General features: G+C 45.9%; 17 protein-coding genes and 1 pseudogene. 16 read left to right on the top strand and 2 right to left on the bottom strand.

The annotated features are described in order from the left end of the window. The first annotated feature begins 12 nt into the window (after window positions 1-12). From V6D41_RS11020 to V6D41_RS10975, 10 genes and pseudogenes are all read left to right on the top strand, one after another. Window positions 13-1439 (top strand): annotated as a pseudogene (locus tag V6D41_RS11020) (FAD-binding oxidoreductase). Next, window positions 1439-1978 carry an MFS transporter gene (locus V6D41_RS11015; RefSeq protein WP_333518223.1) on the top strand — a complete coding sequence of 180 codons (540 nt, stop codon included), beginning with the start codon at window positions 1439-1441 and terminating at the stop codon, window positions 1976-1978. Before V6D41_RS11020 ends, V6D41_RS11015 begins: the two are co-directional and overlap by 1 nt. Window positions 1979-2180: 202 nt before the next feature. Then, window positions 2181-3218, top strand: a complete 1038-nt coding sequence (argC, locus tag V6D41_RS11010; protein WP_333518221.1) for an N-acetyl-gamma-glutamyl-phosphate reductase — start codon at window positions 2181-2183, stop codon at window positions 3216-3218. Window positions 3219-3237: 19 nt separating this feature from the next. Next, on the top strand, window positions 3238-4458 hold the full coding sequence (argJ, locus tag V6D41_RS11005; protein WP_333518220.1) for a bifunctional ornithine acetyltransferase/N-acetylglutamate synthase: 1221 nt from the start codon (window positions 3238-3240) through the stop codon (window positions 4456-4458). A gap of 14 nt (window positions 4459-4472) precedes the next feature. Next, on the top strand, window positions 4473-5249 hold the full coding sequence (gene argB / locus V6D41_RS11000) for an acetylglutamate kinase (RefSeq protein WP_289349063.1): 777 nt from the start codon (window positions 4473-4475) through the stop codon (window positions 5247-5249). Next, a complete protein-coding gene (locus V6D41_RS10995; protein WP_333518219.1) occupies window positions 5246-6403 on the top strand; it encodes an acetylornithine transaminase in 1158 nt (385 codons plus the stop codon). Before argB ends, V6D41_RS10995 begins: the two co-directional genes overlap by 4 nt. Window positions 6404-6473: 70 nt before the next feature. Continuing rightward, complete coding sequence (locus V6D41_RS10990; RefSeq protein WP_333518218.1) at window positions 6474-7535, top strand: carbamoyl phosphate synthase small subunit; 1062 nt, start codon at window positions 6474-6476, stop codon at window positions 7533-7535. Beyond that, on the top strand, window positions 7528-10620 hold the full coding sequence (locus tag V6D41_RS10985) for a carbamoyl phosphate synthase large subunit (RefSeq protein ID WP_333518217.1): 3093 nt from the start codon (window positions 7528-7530) through the stop codon (window positions 10618-10620). The genes V6D41_RS10990 and V6D41_RS10985 overlap by 8 nt, the downstream gene beginning before the upstream one ends. Beyond that, window positions 10608-11567, top strand: coding sequence for an ornithine carbamoyltransferase (gene argF / locus V6D41_RS10980; protein WP_333518216.1), 960 nt, complete (start codon window positions 10608-10610; stop codon window positions 11565-11567). The genes V6D41_RS10985 and argF overlap by 13 nt, the downstream gene beginning before the upstream one ends. 80 nt (window positions 11568-11647) lie before the next feature. Beyond that, window positions 11648-11827, top strand: coding sequence for a YjzC family protein (locus V6D41_RS10975; RefSeq protein ID WP_148964275.1), 180 nt, complete (start codon window positions 11648-11650; stop codon window positions 11825-11827). 47 nt (window positions 11828-11874) lie between these two features. On the opposite strand, the gene V6D41_RS10970 is transcribed toward V6D41_RS10975, so the two are convergent. Beyond that, window positions 11875-12060 carry a YjzD family protein gene (locus tag V6D41_RS10970; protein ID WP_087993454.1) on the bottom strand — a complete coding sequence of 62 codons (186 nt, stop codon included), beginning with the start codon at window positions 12058-12060 and terminating at the stop codon, window positions 11875-11877. A gap of 247 nt (window positions 12061-12307) precedes the next feature. Between V6D41_RS10970 and V6D41_RS10965 the strand changes: the two genes are divergently transcribed. From V6D41_RS10965 to comZ, 4 genes are all read left to right on the top strand, one after another. Next, window positions 12308-13042 (top strand): hypothetical protein, encoded by a 735-nt coding sequence (locus V6D41_RS10965; RefSeq protein WP_333518215.1) that lies wholly within the window; start codon window positions 12308-12310, stop codon window positions 13040-13042. 80 nt (window positions 13043-13122) lie between these two features. Continuing rightward, window positions 13123-13683, top strand: a complete 561-nt coding sequence (locus tag V6D41_RS10960; RefSeq protein WP_333518214.1) for a hypothetical protein — start codon at window positions 13123-13125, stop codon at window positions 13681-13683. Between the two features lie 90 nt (window positions 13684-13773). Next, window positions 13774-14727: a transcriptional regulator Med gene (gene med, locus V6D41_RS10955; RefSeq protein WP_087993451.1), complete on the top strand. Its 954-nt coding sequence runs from the start codon at window positions 13774-13776 to the stop codon at window positions 14725-14727. Between the two features lie 14 nt (window positions 14728-14741). Further along, on the top strand, window positions 14742-14933 hold the full coding sequence (gene comZ, locus V6D41_RS10950) for a ComG operon transcriptional repressor ComZ (protein ID WP_003224559.1): 192 nt from the start codon (window positions 14742-14744) through the stop codon (window positions 14931-14933). A gap of 29 nt (window positions 14934-14962) precedes the next feature. On the opposite strand, the gene V6D41_RS10945 is transcribed toward comZ, so the two are convergent. Continuing rightward, on the bottom strand, window positions 14963-15190 hold the full coding sequence (locus V6D41_RS10945) for a hypothetical protein (RefSeq protein WP_333518213.1): 228 nt from the start codon (window positions 15188-15190) through the stop codon (window positions 14963-14965). Between the two features lie 163 nt (window positions 15191-15353). Here V6D41_RS10945 and fabH point away from each other — a divergent pair, with 163 nt between their 5' ends. Together fabH and fabF are read left to right on the top strand one after the other, a co-directional pair. Then, window positions 15354-16292 (top strand): beta-ketoacyl-ACP synthase III, encoded by a 939-nt coding sequence (gene fabH, locus V6D41_RS10940; RefSeq protein ID WP_333518212.1) that lies wholly within the window; start codon window positions 15354-15356, stop codon window positions 16290-16292. Window positions 16293-16314: 22 nt separating this feature from the next. Then, window positions 16315-17556, top strand: a complete 1242-nt coding sequence (fabF, locus tag V6D41_RS10935) for a beta-ketoacyl-ACP synthase II (RefSeq protein ID WP_087993447.1) — start codon at window positions 16315-16317, stop codon at window positions 17554-17556. Window positions 17557-17588 lie beyond the last annotated feature (32 nt).

The following is a 17588-nucleotide window of genomic DNA, read 5'->3' as shown; positions in this document are numbered from 1 at the left end:
AGGGAGAGCGCCATGAAAAAGAAATTGCTTGCATTCGCGCTTTGTACAGGCGCGTATGCGGCCCTGTTTGCGTACTCTGTGCACTCAGATCAAAAAACAGACACAAGCGAGATGACGGATGTCAGCCGACTGATGCCGGTGAAAATTAAGCAGACAGTAAAAGGGCAGGAAGAGGAAACGCTCATTGACACGATCAAAGAAGCAAATCGAAAAAACATAAAGATCTCAATCGCCGGAGCCCAGCACTCCATGGGCGGCCATACATATTATGAGGACGGCATCGTTCTCGACATGACAGGCTACAATAAAATCTTGTCGTTCGATCAAGAGAAGAAAACCATCAGAGTCCAAAGCGGCGCGACGTGGAATGACATCCAGAAATACGTGAATCCATACGGACTCGCAGTAAAAGTCATGCAGTCACAAAATATTTTCACCATTGGAGGATCTCTCAGCGCCAATGCCCACGGACGTGATATCCGCTACGGCTCGCTGATTGATTCTGTAAAATCATTTCGGCTTTTAAAAGCGGACGGAACGATCGTCACCGTTACTCCAAAAGATGATTTGTTTACAGCAGTCATTGGAGGGTACGGTCTTTTTGGCGTGATTCTTGATGTAACGCTTGAGCTGACGGATGATGAGCAGTCATGAAGACTGAAAAAATGAATTACAGCGGATACGCAGACTATTTTACAAAGCACGTAAAAGGAAATCCGGATGTCCGAATGCATCTGGCGCGAATTTCAACAGCGAAAAAAGGATTTCTGGAAGACATGTATGTCACGAATTATGAATTGGCTGATCATCAGGATCAGCTGTCATCATACAGCGATCTTAAAGAAGACGAGTATACCGGGGTCACAAAGTTTGCACTCGGCTTGTCGAGACGGTATGAATGGGGCAGAAATTGGCTGTGGAATACGCAGAAATCCTATTTCCTGAGCCAAAACGAGACAAAGATCTCACGCAATAACGTCATGCGGTCCGAATCAACATTTCTCGAATATGAAAACAATGACAACACAGATGTTCTGCAGGAATACTTTGTGCCGGTGAAGGAGTATACGTCCTATATTGACGACCTGAGACAAACGCTGTCGGACGAAGATTTGAACCTTGTGAACATTACCATCCGCTACGTGCAGAAAAATGAAAAAGCCGATCTTTCCTATGCGAAGGATGATATGTTTTCGCTCGTGCTTTTAATAAACGAGGGATTTTCAAAAGAAGCCCAGGCAGACACTGCCCGGATCATCAGGCGCATGACAGACGTTGCCATCAAGCACGGCGGCAGCTATTATTTGCCGTATATGACGTACCAGACAAAAGCGCAAATGAGGCAGGCGTATCCGAAATGCGAAGCTTTTTTTCAGAAAAAACGAACGTATGACCCGGATGAGCGCTTTATGAATTATTTTTATCAGAGGTATAAATAATGGGGAAAAACAAATTAAAATGGCTGACATTATCACAAAGCAGCGTGTTTTTCGCAAGCAGCTTAATCTTTCCGTTTTATATTTTGTTTGTGAAAAATATCGGCTCAAGCTACACGCAGTTCGGCTTTTCCTACGGATTATTCGGGCTGAGCGGAGCGCTCATTTATCCGCTCCTCGGACGGCTGTCTGAGAGGCTCGACAACCGTTATTTTCTGCTTGCAAACTCTTGGGGTATGGCCGTGCTGCTTTTGTATGTCCCGCATATCGGAAGCATCGTTCAAATGTATATCGTCCAAGTGCTGTTAGGGCTCTTTGGTGCGATGCAAAAGCACGGAGAAAAAGTGCTGATCGCCGATTTTACAGACAGCGGAGAGCGGGGAAAAAAGATTGGTAATTACCATTTTTGGACAGCTGTGTTTTCAGCAGCAGCCATTATGCTCGGCGGCTTTCTCGCCGATTTTTTCACGGTGCAAATGATTTTTTATGCAAGCTCTATTCTATATTTTTTAAGCGGATTGATGATGATGAAAACAGGCTGACCGCGTCAGCCTGTTTTTTTATTCAGTTAAAAAAGCGGCAGATCAACGTTTTCTGGTGCAGCAACGTTACTTTTTTTGAGCGGATTTTTCATTGAACAGAAAATTTACAAATGAATAAAAATATTAAATATACGATTGAATTAATTTTTATTCATGTTATAATGTTAAATAATTTCACAAAGACCAAGAAGGTGAACTTGTTTTGAAAATAGGAATTGTAGGCGCTACAGGCTATGGAGGCACCGAACTTGTCGGGATTCTCTCGCATCATCCTCATGCAGAGGAATGTATACTTTATTCATCCAGCGGTGAAGGGAATGTCTATAGCGAGGTTTATCCTCATCTTACCGGCTTAGCCGATCAGAAGCTGAAGCCGATTGAAATGAATACGATCAAACACGAAATAGATATCATGTTTCTTGCTGCACCGCCCGGGGTATCTAGTGAATTGACTCCGCAGCTGGCAGATGCGGGAATTCCGGTGATTGATCTGTCAGGTGATCTGAGGATACAAGAGCCCGCTGAATATGAAAGATGGTATAAACGGAAATCGGCACCGATGGAAGTGATTCATGAGGCGGTTTACGGCCTGGCAGAACTGAATCAAAAGAAAATTCAACAGGCGAAGCTCATCGCCAATCCGGGCTGTTTTCCAACTGCTGTTTTGCTTGGCCTCGCGCCATTGGCTCAACAGAAACTGCTCAATGAATCTTTCGTTATCGTTGACGCGAAGACCGGTGTTTCCGGAGCGGGAAGAAAAGCATCCATGGGAACTCATTTTTCTGAGCTGAACGACAATTTTAAAATTTATAAAGTCAATGAACATCAGCACACGCCGGAAATTGAACAGGCGCTGCAAGAATGGCAGCCAGGGCTGGGGCCTATTACATTTTCGTCTCACTTGGTTCCGATGACAAGGGGCATCATGGCGACAATGTATACACAATTAACCTCTGATCTATCGGCAGATGACCTGCATCATTTATATTCGGAATTTTACCAAGATTCATATTTTGTGAGAGTAAGGCCAAAAGGGCAGTATCCGCAAACGAAGGAAGTGTGCGGCAGTAATTTCTGTGATATCGCCGTTACCCTGGACGAGAGAACGAACAGAGTCACGATCGTCTCGGTAATCGATAATTTAATGAAGGGTGCCGCCGGTCAGGCTGTGCAAAACTTTAATTTGATGAATGGCTGGAATGAAGAAACCGGGCTCACCATGACGCCAATTTATCCATAGAACGGGAGAGAATCGAACCATGATTCAGTTAAGTGAAGAGCAAATTATAAAAGTAACAGGTGATGTATCCTCGCCAAAAGGGTTTCAGGCAAAGGGCGTGCATTGCGGGCTGCGCTACTCAAAAAAAGACCTTGGTGCCATTATCAGCGAGACACCGGCCGTAAGTGCGGCGGTTTATACCCAAAGCCACTTTCAGGCCGCTCCGATCAAAGTCACACAAGACAGCTTAAAGCATGGGTCAGCATTGAAAGCCGTCATCGTTAACAGCGCCATTGCCAATGCCTGCACGGGAGAACAGGGCATAAAGGACGCATACACAATGCGGGAGAGTCTTGCTGCACAGCTGGGTATGGAGCCGGAGTTTGTCGCCGTTTCATCAACGGGCGTCATCGGCGAGTATTTAGACATGGAAAAAATTCAGGCAGGCATCAAACTGCTGACACAAACACCCGCGGGATCGGGAGATTTTGAGGAAGCGATATTAACAACCGATACGGTGATCAAGCAGACGTGCTATGAGCTGACAATCGGCGGCAAAACAGTCACGATCGGCGGAGCGGCTAAAGGCTCGGGAATGATTCATCCGAACATGGCCACGATGCTGGGATTTGTGACGACAGACGCGGCAATTGAAGAAAAAGCGCTGCAAAAGGCGCTTCGCGATATCACTGATGTTTCATTTAACCAAATCACAGTTGATGGTGAAACATCCACGAACGACATGGTATTGGTCATGGCAAACGGCTGCGCCGAAAATGAGTGCCTGACGGAAGATCACCCAGACTGGCCGGTCTTTAAAAAAGCGCTCTTGCTAACTTGCGAGGATTTGGCTAAAGAGATTGCGAGAGACGGAGAAGGCGCGACAAAACTAATCGAAGCCCAAGTGCAGGGAGCGAAAAATAATCTTGACGCGAACGTGATTGCGAAAAAAATAGTCGGTTCAAATCTAGTGAAAACGGCAGTATACGGAACAGATGCCAACTGGGGGCGCATCATCGGTGCCATCGGGCACAGCACAGCTCAGGTGACGGCGGAAGAAGTAGAGGTTTATCTCGGGGGCCAATGCCTGTTTAAGCATAATGAACCTCAGGCATTCTCTGAATCTCTCGCCAAGGAATATCTTGAAGGAGATGAAATCACCATTATCATCAAGATGGATGAAGGTGACGGGAACGGAAGAGCGTGGGGCTGTGACCTGACCTATGACTATATCAAAATTAACGCGAGCTATCGCACATAATAAAGGGGAGCATGATGAAGAAAACAATCGTTTTTAAATGCGGGGGAAGTGTCATCCGTGAGCTGTCGGAGGAATTTTTTCATAACCTGAAAGAACTGATGGCGTCAGGATGGAAACCGGCGATCGTTCACGGCGGCGGCCCGGAAATCACAAATATGCTGAAACGGTTAAATATCAAAACAGAGTTTTCAGGAGGACAGCGCAAAACCACGAAGCCGGTGCTGGAAGTGGCTGAGATGGTTTTATCCGGCTCGGTGAATAAATTTTTCGTTGCCGAGCTTGCCAAACACGGACTGCGTGCCGCGGGCATCTCCGGTAAGGACGGCGGTCTTCTAGAGGCGGATTATCTCGATCCGGAAACATACGGGGAAGTCGGAGAAATCAAAAAGGTCGATACATCCATGGTGAACGCGCTGATGGAAAAGGGCATCATTCCTGTTATCGCGCCGCTGTCTATGACGAGTGACTGCAAGACGCTGAATGTGAATGCCGATCTGGCTGCTTCAGCAGTCGCCGGAGCGCTGGAAGCCGATAAGCTGATGTTCGTCACAGATGTCGATGGAATCTTGAAAGAAAAGCAGCGTCTCGACGTCCTGACCCCTGAGGAGATTCAAATGCTGATCAAACAGGAAGTGATCACAGGGGGGATGATTCCGAAGGTCAATTCAGCCTTGTCGGCTTTATCAGATCAGGTGTCTGAAGTCATGATCGTAAACGGAAAAGGATCATTCTTCACAGAACAAACCTTTCAAGGAACAAAAATCGTCAAAGCAAAGGAGGCTGTTTCATGAGCAGCTTGTTTCAAACCTACGGACGCTGGGATATTGACATCAAAAAAGCAAAGGGAACGTACGTTGAGGATCAAAACGGCAAAACATATCTCGATTTCATTCAGGGGATTGCGGTGTCTAATCTAGGCCACTGCCATGAAGCGGTCACGGGAGCAGTCAAAAAACAGCTCGACAGCGTATGGCACGTATCCAACCTGTTTCAAAACAGTCTCCAGGAGCAAGCGGCACAAAAGTTGGCGGCGCACAGTGCGGGAGACCTCGTTTTTTTCTGCAACAGCGGCGCGGAAGCGAATGAAGGCGCGATAAAGCTCGCCCGAAAAGCAACTGGAAAAACAAAAATCATCACTTTTCTTCAGTCGTTCCATGGCCGCACGTACGCAGGGATGGCCGCGACCGGACAGGATAAAATCAAAACAGGCTTCGGCCCGATGCTGGAAGGCTTTTACTACCTTCCGTACAACGATCCGTCCGCTTTTGAGGCTCTTGGCGAGGAAGACGGCATTGCCGCTGTGATGCTTGAGACAGTGCAGGGAGAAGGCGGAGTCAATCCGGCAAGCGCTGAATTTTTAACAGCCGTACAGTCGTTTTGCAAGGAAAAGGAAGCACTTTTAATCGTTGATGAAATCCAGACCGGCATCGGACGGACAGGAAAGGGCTTCGCCTACGAGCACTTTGGACTCTCACCTGATATCATCACAGTCGCAAAAGGATTGGGAAACGGCTTTCCAGTCGGCGCTGTCATCGGCGAAAAACAGCTGGGAGAAGCGTTTACCCCAGGTTCTCACGGAACGACTTTCGGAGGAAATATGCTGGCGATGGCTGCTGTGAATGCCACACTGCAAACTGTATTCCAGCCTGACTTTCTGCAGGAGGCTGCTGACAAAGGGGCATTTTTAAAAGAACAGCTCGAGGCTGAGCTAAAGAATCCTTTTGTCAAACAAATCCGCGGTAAAGGATTAATGCTTGGAATTGAATGTGATGGACCGGTTGCTGACATCATTACTGAACTGCAGACATTAGGCTTGCTTGTATTGCCGGCCGGCCCGAACGTCATTCGGCTGCTGCCGCCGCTCACCGTGACAAAGGATGAAATAGCAGAAGCCGTCAGCAAGCTGAAACAGGCAATCGTTCAGCATTCCGCTGTAAACCAGTAATTTTTTTTCGGCATCAAGGTATAAAAATTCATTTTTATAATTAATTATTCATCAAGAGGTGGGCTGTTAGATGGAAGGTTATTTAGTGTTAGAAGATGGAACAGCGTTCAGCGGCGAGCTGGACGGTCATGAATGCTGCACGGGAGAAGCTGTTTTTTTTACAGGAATGACAGGCTACCAGGAAGTGCTTACAGATCCATCATATAAAGGACAGATTATCGTATTTACCTACCCGCTGATTGGCAACTACGGCATTAATGAAAAGGATTTTGAAAGCAAGAAACCGCAAGTGAAAGCCGCGGTTGTCTACGAGGCGTGTGATCATTTTTCTCATCATGAAGCCGTATACAGCCTCAAGGAGTATTTACAAAAATGGAACATTCCGCTGTTGACCCATGTTGATACAAGGGCTGTCGTGAAAAAAATCCGCGCAAACGGAACGATGGGTGCGACTGTTACAGGCTCTATAGAAGCCGCTGAGATCGCCCTTCAGCCAGAAAACGTGGCAGAGCAGGCATCCGCGCAGGAAATCAGCACATTCGGCGACGGACATAAACATATCGCCCTCATTGATTTCGGCTATAAAAAGTCCATCGCGTCATCACTCGTGAAACGGGGCTGCAAGGTCACCGTTGTGCCATATCAGCAAATGGAAGCTGTATACGATATAAAGCCGGACGGCATTGTGTTATCGAACGGACCCGGAGACCCGAAAGCCATTCAGCCTTATTTAGGAAAAATCAAAAGCATCGTCAGCCGTTATCCGACGCTCGGCATCTGTCTCGGACATCAGCTGATCGCGCTCGCGTTCGGAGGGAATACATTTAAGCTACCGTTCGGACACAGGGGCGCAAACCACCCGGTCATCGACCGTGAAACGAAACGTGTCTTCATGACTAGCCAAAACCACAGCTATGTGGTTGATGAACAGTCCATTAATGAAGCAGAGCTCACGATCAGGTTTCATCACGTTAATGATACGTCAGTTGAAGGGCTCTCCCATAAAAAATGGCCTGTCATGAGTGTGCAATTCCACCCGGAAGCGCATCCCGGACCGGCGGAAAGCGAATGGATTTTTGATGATTATCTAAAGAATGTGATACCAGCAAGGAGAGAAATCGCGCATGCCTAAAGACACCAGTATTTCAAGCATATTAGTAATCGGCTCTGGCCCGATCATCATCGGGCAGGCAGCGGAATTTGATTATTCAGGCACTCAAGGGTGCATCGCGCTGAAGGAGGAAGGCTATCGGGTGATCCTCGTCAACAATAATCCGGCGACCATTATGACCGATGAAGCCTTCGCTGATGACATTTATTTTGAGCCGCTGACAGCAGAAAGCCTGACAAATATCATTAAGAAAGAACAGCCTGATGGGCTTCTTGCCAATTTAGGCGGGCAGACCGCGTTGAATTTAGCGGTGGAGCTTGAAGAAACGGGTGTTTTAAAAGAGCACGGCGTCAAACTGCTCGGCACATCCGTTGAAACCATACAAAAAGGTGAAGACCGGGAAAAATTCCGTTCGTTAATGAATGAATTGAACCAGCCCGTGCCGGATAGTGAAATTGTAGATAACGAGGCGGACGCCCTCCGTTTTGCGGAATCCATCGGTTTTCCTGTCATTATCAGACCTGCTTACACATTAGGCGGAAAGGGCGGAGGCATCGCCCCTAATAAAGAAGCCTTTACAGCCATGATTAAACAGGCGCTGTTAGCAAGCCCGATCAATCAATGCCTTGTGGAAAAAAGCATAGCCGGCTTTAAAGAAATCGAATATGAAGTCATGCGTGACAGCAATAACACATGCATTACCGTGTGCAATATGGAAAACATCGATCCGGTCGGTGTGCATACAGGTGACTCCATCGTTGTGGCGCCGTCACAAACATTGACGGATGAAGACTATCAAATGCTGCGGACGGCTAGTCTGACGATCATCTCAGCACTTGATGTCGTAGGCGGCTGCAACATTCAATTCGCGCTTGATCCATTCAGCAAGCAATATTACGTCATTGAAGTCAATCCGCGTGTAAGCCGGTCATCGGCTCTCGCGTCTAAAGCAACCGGTTATCCGATTGCCAAGATGGCTGCGAAACTGGCGGTCGGATATACCCTTGATGAGCTGAAAAATCCGCTCACAGGTTCGACTTACGCAAGCTTTGAACCGGCGCTGGACTATGTGATCGTCAAATTTCCGCGCTGGCCGTTTGATAAATTCAAAAACGCAGACCGCAAGCTTGGCACAAAAATGAAAGCCACCGGTGAAGTGATGGCGATTGAACGGAATTTAGAAGCGGCGATACAAAAGGCAGCAGCGTCCCTTGAACTGAAAAATATCGGTACGCATCTTCCAGAGCTCAGTGGCTTGTCGATTGAAGCGCTATGGGATTTGGCAGTCACTCCGGACGATCGTAGATTTTTCGTTGTCATGGAGCTGTTGAGCCGCAGCGTGACGATTGAAGACATTCATGCGAAAACAAAAATTGATCCGTTTTTCCTGCATACCTTTGACAACATCATCAAACTGGAAAACCGCTTGATGGAGGCGGGAAGTGATCTCTCTTTTGACTTATTGAAAAAAGCAAAGGAAAAGGGATTTTCAGACGCAACAATTGCCTCGCTGATCAGCAAAACAGAAGAAGAGGTGCGCGCGCTTCGCAAGGAGATGGGCATTACACCTTCCTTCAAAATTGTAGATACATGCGCGGCTGAATTTGATGCGAAAACAAACTACTTTTACTCGACATATTTCGGAGAGACCGATGGTGACATCAGCCGAAAAGAGAAAAAACGCGCGCTGATTATCGGATCGGGACCGATTCGCATCGGCCAAGGAGTTGAATTCGATTACAGTGCCGTTCATGGAGTGTTAACGCTGCAAAAGCTTGGGTTCGAAACGATTATGATGAACAACAACCCGGAAACGGTCAGCACAGATTATGAAATTGCGGACCGCCTGTATTTTGAACCGATGACAACGGAGCACATTTTAAACGTGGCAGAGCAGGAAAACATCGATTTTGCAATCGTGCAATTCGGCGGCCAAACCGCGATCAATGCTGCTGAAGCGCTCGAAAAAGCCGGCATTACCCTTCTCGGAACCTCGTTTGAAACGCTCGACGTGTTAGAGGATCGGGATCAATTCTATCAGCTTCTTGATGAGCTTGGCTTGAACCACGCAAAGGGAGAAATCGCTTATACAAAAGAAGAGGCCGCTGAAAAAGCTGATGAAATCGGCTATCCGGTGTTAATCCGTCCGTCTTATGTCATCGGCGGAATGGGCATGATCATTGTTGACTCGCAAGCTCAGCTTTCTCAGCTGCTGAATGGAGAGGAAAGCATGCCGTACCCGATTTTAATTGATCAGTACGTGTCAGGTAAGGAAGTAGAAATTGATTTGATTTCCGACGGTGAAGATGTCTTTATCCCGACATATACCGAGCATATTGAACGGGCAGGGGTCCATTCGGGAGACAGCTTTGCCATCCTTCCCGGACCGTCCATCACAAGCAGGCTGCAGCAAGACATAAAAGATGCCGCGCAAAAAATTGCCCGAAAGCTTTCATTTAAAGGCATCATGAACATTCAATTTGTGATCGACAGTGGAAACATTCTCGTCCTTGAAGTGAATCCGAGAGCGAGCCGCACGGTTCCTGTCGTCAGCAAAGTAATGGGCGTTCCGATGATTCCGCTCGCCACACGACTGCTGGCGGGGGCGTCTTTAAAAGATATAAACCCTTCTGTTCAAAATCATCATGGGGTTGCCGTGAAATTCCCTGTTTTTTCTTCTCATGCGATCCAAGATGTGGACGTTAAGCTCGGGCCGGAAATGAAATCAACGGGAGAAGGCATGTGTGTTGCATACGATGCCGACAGCGCCTTGAAAAAAATCTATACACGTGTCTGGAATCAAAAAGGAAGCATTTATTTCCAAAACGGGCCGGAGGATATCAAGGAATTAGCGGAAAACGCCGGTTTTACGGTACATGAAGGGACATTTTCCTCGTGGATGGAGCAGAAAGGAAAAGCGATCCACATCAATCTGAGCGGCTCTGAAGAAGCGCGCAAAGAACGTTTAGAAGCCATGACGCACGACATCACCGTCTTTACAGAAGAAGAAACCGTGCGGGCGTTTTTACAAAGCGGTTCAGGCCATCCGCAGCCTGTATCTCTCAAAGATCTCTATAAAAAGGAAGTGGCATCATGCACACAGTGACGGAAACCAGTTTATACGGAAAAGATTTATTAACGTTACAGGATCTTAGTGAACAGAATATAAACGCCTTGCTCGCAGAAGCCGGTGAACTGAAACAAAACAAAATTCAGCCTATTTTCCAAGGCAAAACCTTGGCAATGATTTTTGAAAAATCATCAACGCGGACCCGTGTTTCATTTGAAGCAGGCATGGCGCAGCTGGGCGGGAGCGCTCTCTTCTTAAGCCAGAAAGATCTGCAGCTGGGGCGCGGTGAAACCGTCGCTGATACGGCAAAAGTGCTGTCAGGCTATGTCGATGCCATTATGATCCGTACCTTTGAACATGAGAAAGTGGAGGAGCTTGCCAAAGAAGCTGACATTCCGGTCATCAACGGACTTACTGATAAATACCATCCATGCCAGGCGCTGGCGGATCTCTTGACGATTAAGGAAATGAAAGGGAAGCTTAAAGGCGTGAAAGTCGCGTACATCGGTGACGGAAATAACGTGGCGCACTCATTAATGATCGGCTGCGCGAAAATGGGCTGTGATGTCTCGATCGCTTCGCCAAAGGGATACGAAGTGATAGATGAAGCAGTTGAAGCGGCAAAAACATCTGCACTTCAATCGGGCGCTTCTATCATGCTTACAGCTGATCCGGTTGAAGCTGTAAAAGATGCGGATGTCATTTATTCTGATGTGTTTACAAGCATGGGGCAGGAAGCGGAAGAACAAGAGCGTCTCGCTGTATTTGCGCCTTATCAGGTGAATGCGGCGCTGGTCAGCCATGCCAAGCCTGATTATACTTTTTTACATTGCCTCCCTGCGCACCGTGAGGAAGAAGTGACAGCGGAGATTATTGACGGGCCGAATTCGGCGGTATTTCAGCAGGCGGAAAACCGTCTCCACGTGCAAAAAGCACTGCTGAAGGCCGTTTTATACAGAGGGGAATCATCGAAAAACTGCTGAGCTCAGCAGTTTTTTTGATGGAAACATATTGACAGGCGAATAGGCGCATACTACAGCAAAAAGGAAAAGGAGGAAAAACAGTGGGTCAGCAGCATCAATTCCGTCCGGGACAGAAAGCGCCCAACAATGGCATCTACGTTGAAATCGGCGAGACAGGTAGTATGGTTAAAAACCCGCAAAAGATCCATTTGTCAGCAGGGGATATGTTTCCTGAGACATCAAATCACAACCGGCTGTGGACATATAAAAGAAAGCCGTGATCAAGAAAAAACCCAAAACAATGAAATGTTTTGGGTTTTTGGCATTTTTAATGCTGGCTTGCATTTTTGTTCATAGGCATGATTTCTGCTAAAACCATGATCAAGACATACAGTACAACAGCAATGACAGATGATGTTTTGAATTGATACGCAACGCTGTTCATGCTGGCAACCAAGTAGCATGCCATATGTGATAAAAGGAACGTCCAAATAAAGGCAATAATATATCGCACGTTTCCACCTCGTCCTTCTCATTCTATTCTAAAAGCTATCATACCATACAAAAAGCGAAGGGGGAATCCAATTTTAGAAGAAAAATGAGGTGACAAAAGAGTCTGATTCGATACACTTTAAATAAAACAAAAAACATCGAATGGTATAATAGCCAAAACTCATAAAGGCTAGGACTTTACCTTATTCGTTTCTTTTCTTTTTACATAAGATAGCGTGAGATGAAGTGTGAAAGGAGGCGGGCAAGCGATGGGAATAACGGAAAGGTACTTTCAATTAGGAACGGAGCAGAATGTGATTCATCTGCCCTATCGCCCAAACGGCTTTGGCATCTTTATCTTGGGGGACAGAACCCACTTTGTCGGGAATGATTCAAGCTTTTGGCTGCAGCATTACGGCAGAAATCAGCTTCTGAACATGCTGAGGAATGAAGGATACACTCTTTTTAACAGCAATCTCTACGGAAGGCATTGGGGCGCGAAAAAAGCGGTCGCCTATGCCAAACAGCTGATACATTCCGTTCTGAAGCAGGAAATACTCAATCCGAAGATTCATATTTTAGCAGAAGGAATGGGTGCTCTCGTGGCCGATGAATTGCTTCGTTTTTCCCCGGATCATATCCGCTCAGCCGCAATGTTGAATCCTTGTCTCGATCTTCAGGCACATTATGAATCGGAGAAAGAAAATAAATTTTTCTATAAGCAATTTTTAAAAGAAGTATCGGAAAGCTACGGAGTTTCTGAAAAAGAAGCGGAAGTGCTCCGTTACAAAACAATTGAAAGCTATCCGAGCGGCGTGCCGGTTCATATATGGCAGCGTATGACCGGAGCTCCATATCCGTATAGCGTACATGCCGAAGTATTCAAGGGAAAACAGCAAAAGCGAGGTTCACCGGTCGATATGACATTTCACTTATTTGAGCATCCAAGCAGAATTTATGCATCAATCTGCAAATTCTTTCACAGTCATGAAAAAGAGTTATAGAGAATACAATAACAACAGCCTTCTCTTTTGCGGAGGCTGTTTTGCTTTGGAAATGAAAAACCGGAAAGGCGGCAGATGCAATGGAATCAACGCTGATTGTAGGTGCGGACGAATTTTTCGGCCTTTCATTATGCGAGCGAATGATGGATGAAGGCATACATGTTGACGTTATTCTGGCGGAAACAGAAGATGAAATGAGACAAATGTACTTAGAAGAAAGACTCTTGTGGCTTGGGAGAAATGGACTCTTTCGCCAGCTTGAACGCATTGGAGATCAAAAGTATGATACAATTTGTATCCAGTTCAGCGGCTTTTTGCCTTTAGACCAATTTGATTCCCCTTATATATTAGTATATGAACAAGACCGAAAAGAATGGGAAAAACGTGAAAAGGCAGGCTCAGAAAAAGCAGTGATCCTGCCGAAAATGTATGGGCCGTGGAAAGAAGAAACCGAAGAAGACGGCTGTTACACAGACGATGTGGCTGAGGAGCTGCTGAGGTTCCTGCTTGAACCAAGCCGCAATAAAAGCAAAGATCAGATTTTCGATTTACAAGTCACAGAAAAAACCTCAAAAGAAGAAGCAAAAACAAAAATAATCGAGTGGAAAAGACAATTTTCATCAATTTTCGACAAATATTAAGAAAAACCTTCCATGTTTCGAGTTTTCTAGATACAATAAACGTATAAAAATGATACATGTTATAGCTTGTCAAAAGGAGTTGAACATGACTTGATCACAAGGCTTGTCATGATCTTTTCTGTCCTCCTTTTATTAAGCGGATGTGGACAAACTCCGTTTAAAGGAAAAATTGAGAAGGTCGGCATGCTCTTTCCTGATACGATTAACGATCTCGTATGGGGCACAAAAGGGTATAAAGGATTACTGAATATACAATCAAAATACAATGTGGACGTCTACTATAAAGAAGGCGTAAAAACAGATGAAGATATCATAAATGCGATTGAGGATTTTCATAAGCGGGGCGTCAATCTTCTCTATGGCCACGGGAGTGAATATGCAGAAGTGTTTAACTTGGTCAGCGAAGATTATCCGGATATGGAATTCGTCATTTCTAATGCGAAAGCGAAAGGCGATAATGTGACGAGTGTCCATTTCAGCGGCGAAGCAATGGGCTTTTTTGGAGGAATGACAGCTGCCCATATGTCGAAAACAAATCAGGTCGGCGTCATTGCTTCCTTTACGTGGCAGCCAGAGGTTGACGGTTTTATCAAAGGGGCCAAATATGAAAATCCGGATATAGAAGTAAACACGAAATATACGGCTCATTGGGATGATGATACGACGGCAGTAAAGCTTTATCAAAAAATGAAGAACGAAGGCGCGGATGTTGTGTATCCCGCTGGAGACGGGTATAATGTTCCTGTCATTCAGCAAATCAAAAAAGACGGCCTCTATGCCATCGGCTACGTCACAGATCAATCAGAACTGGGTGAGAATACCGTATTAACCAGCACGGTGCAAAATGTGGACAAGGCCTATGAAATCATCGCTGAGCAATTCAACAAAGGCTCCCTTGAAGGCGGCGATCATTACTACGACCTGAAAACCGGAGTTGTTGAAATGGGAACATTCAGCCCGCTTGTCGATAAAGACTTTCAGCATAGAATCGCCAAGCTGATCAAAACGTACAACAAAACAGGTGAACTGCCAAAAAACGAGTAATGGAGTGACGTCATATGCAGCATGAAAAATCACTGGAGTTCTTGCAAATTGCCATGAAATATCTTCCTGAAGCGAAAGAACAGCTTGAAAAATCAGGCATTGAGCTGTCAATGGAGGCCATACAGCCGTTTATGAATCTTTTTACCACGGTAATGGCTGAAGCTTATGAGCTTGGCAAGTCCGACGCAAAATCTGAAACCGAATAAGAAGAAGCCACTTTTTTGAAAGTGGCTTTTCACATGATTTTCTTTTTAATAGCGGAAATCATAGGCGCAAGCTCCTTTAAAGCGGGCTTGATTTGATCAACAGAGTTCATAATTGAACCGATTTGGTCCATAATATGCATGTAATGAATCGTCTCTTCTTCGTTTGTCTGGGAAACCTCCTCTTGCTGTTCTTCCTTCTCTGCTGTTTGTTTTGCGGAATCGCCGAACATCATCTTTGAAAACACATCCAACTGCATACGCCTCCTTTCTATATACAATACTCTATGAATAAGATGAACTGATAGTTTAGACGAATATATTGCCATGTGAAAAAAAATAGGATAGAATTAGTACCTGATACTAATAATTGATCACAACTGATTGATCTTCTAAATTTACAATATAAAGGAGTCTTCCCTTATGAAAGCTGGAATACTTGGTGTTGGTCGTTACATTCCTGAGAAGGTTTTAACAAATCATGATCTTGAAAAAATGGTTGAAACTTCTGATGAGTGGATTCGTACCAGAACAGGAATAGAAGAAAGAAGAATTGCCGCAGATGATGTGTATTCATCACATATGGCTGTTGCAGCAGCGAAAAAGGCGCTGGAACAAGCTGAAGTTGCGGCAGAGGATCTGGATATGATCCTGGTGGCAACTGTTACACCTGATCAGTCATTCCCTACTGTCTCTTGTATGATTCAAGAAGAGCTAGGCGCGAAGAAAGCGTGTGCTATGGATATCAGCGCTGCTTGTGCGGGCTTCATGTACGGGGTTATAACCGGTAAACAATTTATTGAATCCGGAACCTATAAGCATGTTCTTGTTGTCGGTGTAGAAAAGCTCTCAAGCATTACAGATTGGGAAGACCGAAATACAGCAGTTCTGTTTGGAGACGGAGCAGGCGCTGCGGTAGTCGGACCAGTCAGTGATGACAGAGGAATTCTTTCATTTGAACTAGGAGCAGACGGCACAGGCGGTCAGCACTTGTATCTGAATGAAAAAGGACATACAATCATGCATGGACGAGAAGTTTTCAAATTTGCAGTCCGCCAAATGGGAGAATCATGCGTAAATGTCATTGAAAAAGCCGGACTCTCAAAAGAGGACGTCGACTTTTTGATTCCGCATCAGGCGAATATCCGCATTATGGAAGCCGCTCGCGAGCGTTTAGAGCTTCCTGTCGAAAAGATGTCTAAAACCGTTCATAAATATGGAAATACTTCTGCCGCATCCATTCCGATCTCTCTTGTAGAAGAATTGGAAGCCGGTAAAATCAGAGACGGCGATGTGGTCGTCATGGTAGGGTTCGGCGGAGGATTAACATGGGGCGCCATTGCAATCCGCTGGGGCCGATAAAAAAAGGTGAGGTGCACACTAGATGAGTAAAAAAAGAGTAGTTGTTACAGGACTTGGAGCATTATCTCCGCTTGGCAACGACGTTGATACAAGTTGGAATAACGCAATCAACGGTGTGTCCGGAATCGGTCCGATCACTCGTGTTGATGCTGAAGAATATCCAGCAAAAGTAGCTGCTGAATTAAAAGACTTCAATGTTGAAGATTATATGGATAAAAAAGAAGCCAGAAAAATGGACCGCTTCACACAATATGCGGTCGTAGCTGCGAAAATGGCGGTTGAAGACGCGGATCTTAACATTACCGATGAGATCGCGCCGAGAGTCGGTGTTTGGGTAGGCTCCGGTATTGGAGGACTTGAAACACTAGAGTCTCAATTTGAAATCTTCTTAACGAAAGGCCCGAGACGAGTAAGCCCGTTTTTCGTGCCAATGATGATTCCGGATATGGCGACAGGGCAGATTTCGATTGCATTAGGAGCAAAAGGGGTTAACTCTTGTACGGTTACAGCATGCGCTACAGGAACGAACTCCATCGGTGACGCGTTTAAAGTCATTCAGCGCGGTGATGCAGATGTTATGGTCACAGGCGGAACAGAAGCGCCGCTGACAAGAATGTCATTCGCGGGCTTCAGCGCCAACAAAGCGCTGTCTACTAATCCAGATCCGAAAACAGCAAGCCGCCCGTTCGATAAAAACCGAGATGGCTTTGTCATGGGTGAAGGTGCAGGGATTGTTGTTCTTGAAGAACTTGAGCATGCTCTGGCCCGCGGCGCTAAGATTTACGGAGAAATTGTAGGCTACGGCTCAACGGGAGACGCTTATCATATCACAGCGCCGGCCCAAGACGGTGAAGGCGGAGCGAGAGCAATGCAAGAAGCCATTAGAGATGCGGCCGTTTCTCCTGAAGACATTGATTATATCAATGCTCACGGGACAAGCACGTATTACAATGACAAATACGAAACAATGGCGATTAAAACCGTTTTCGGCGAGCATGCGCATAAACTTGCGGTAAGCTCTACAAAATCGATGACAGGCCACCTCTTAGGAGCAGCTGGCGGTATTGAAGCGATTTTCTCTGTGCTTGCCATTAAAGAAGGTGTGATCCCGCCTACAATCAATATTCAAACACCAGACGAAGAATGCGATTTAGATTATGTGCCTGATGAAGCCCGTAGACAGGATCTCAATTATGTTCTCAGCAACTCATTGGGATTCGGCGGACACAATGCAACATTAATCTTTAAGAAATACCAATCATGATCACGCCACACCGGCTGCCCTAAAGGGTAGCC

The sequence above is a fragment of the Bacillus sp. 0102A genome, assembly GCF_036765155.1.
GTDB lineage: Bacteria > Bacillota > Bacilli > Bacillales > Bacillaceae > Bacillus > Bacillus subtilis_G.
This window is presented reverse-complemented; position numbering and strand designations above follow the sequence as displayed.

Bases quoted from the DNA above. Each gene is read 5' to 3' on its own strand.
- comZ (WP_003224559.1), top strand. From the start codon at position 14,742: ATGCAGCATGAAAAATCACTGGAGTTCTTGCAAATTGCCATGAAATAT.
- fabF (WP_087993447.1), top strand. From the start codon at position 16,315: ATGAGTAAAAAAAGAGTAGTTGTTACAGGACTTGGAGCATTATCTCCG.
- V6D41_RS11015 (WP_333518223.1), top strand. From the start codon at position 1,439: ATGGGGAAAAACAAATTAAAATGGCTGACATTATCACAAAGCAGCGTG.
- V6D41_RS10960 (WP_333518214.1), top strand. From the start codon at position 13,123: ATGGAATCAACGCTGATTGTAGGTGCGGACGAATTTTTCGGCCTTTCA.
- V6D41_RS10990 (WP_333518218.1), top strand. From the start codon at position 6,474: ATGGAAGGTTATTTAGTGTTAGAAGATGGAACAGCGTTCAGCGGCGAG.
- argF (WP_333518216.1), top strand. From the start codon at position 10,608: ATGCACACAGTGACGGAAACCAGTTTATACGGAAAAGATTTATTAACG.
- fabH (WP_333518212.1), top strand. From the start codon at position 15,354: ATGAAAGCTGGAATACTTGGTGTTGGTCGTTACATTCCTGAGAAGGTT.
- V6D41_RS10965 (WP_333518215.1), top strand. From the start codon at position 12,308: ATGGGAATAACGGAAAGGTACTTTCAATTAGGAACGGAGCAGAATGTG.
- argJ (WP_333518220.1), top strand. From the start codon at position 3,238: ATGATTCAGTTAAGTGAAGAGCAAATTATAAAAGTAACAGGTGATGTA.
- argB (WP_289349063.1), top strand. From the start codon at position 4,473: ATGAAGAAAACAATCGTTTTTAAATGCGGGGGAAGTGTCATCCGTGAG.
- V6D41_RS10985 (WP_333518217.1), top strand. From the start codon at position 7,528: ATGCCTAAAGACACCAGTATTTCAAGCATATTAGTAATCGGCTCTGGC.
- V6D41_RS10995 (WP_333518219.1), top strand. From the start codon at position 5,246: ATGAGCAGCTTGTTTCAAACCTACGGACGCTGGGATATTGACATCAAA.
- V6D41_RS10945 (WP_333518213.1), bottom strand. From the start codon at position 15,190: ATGCAGTTGGATGTGTTTTCAAAGATGATGTTCGGCGATTCCGCAAAA.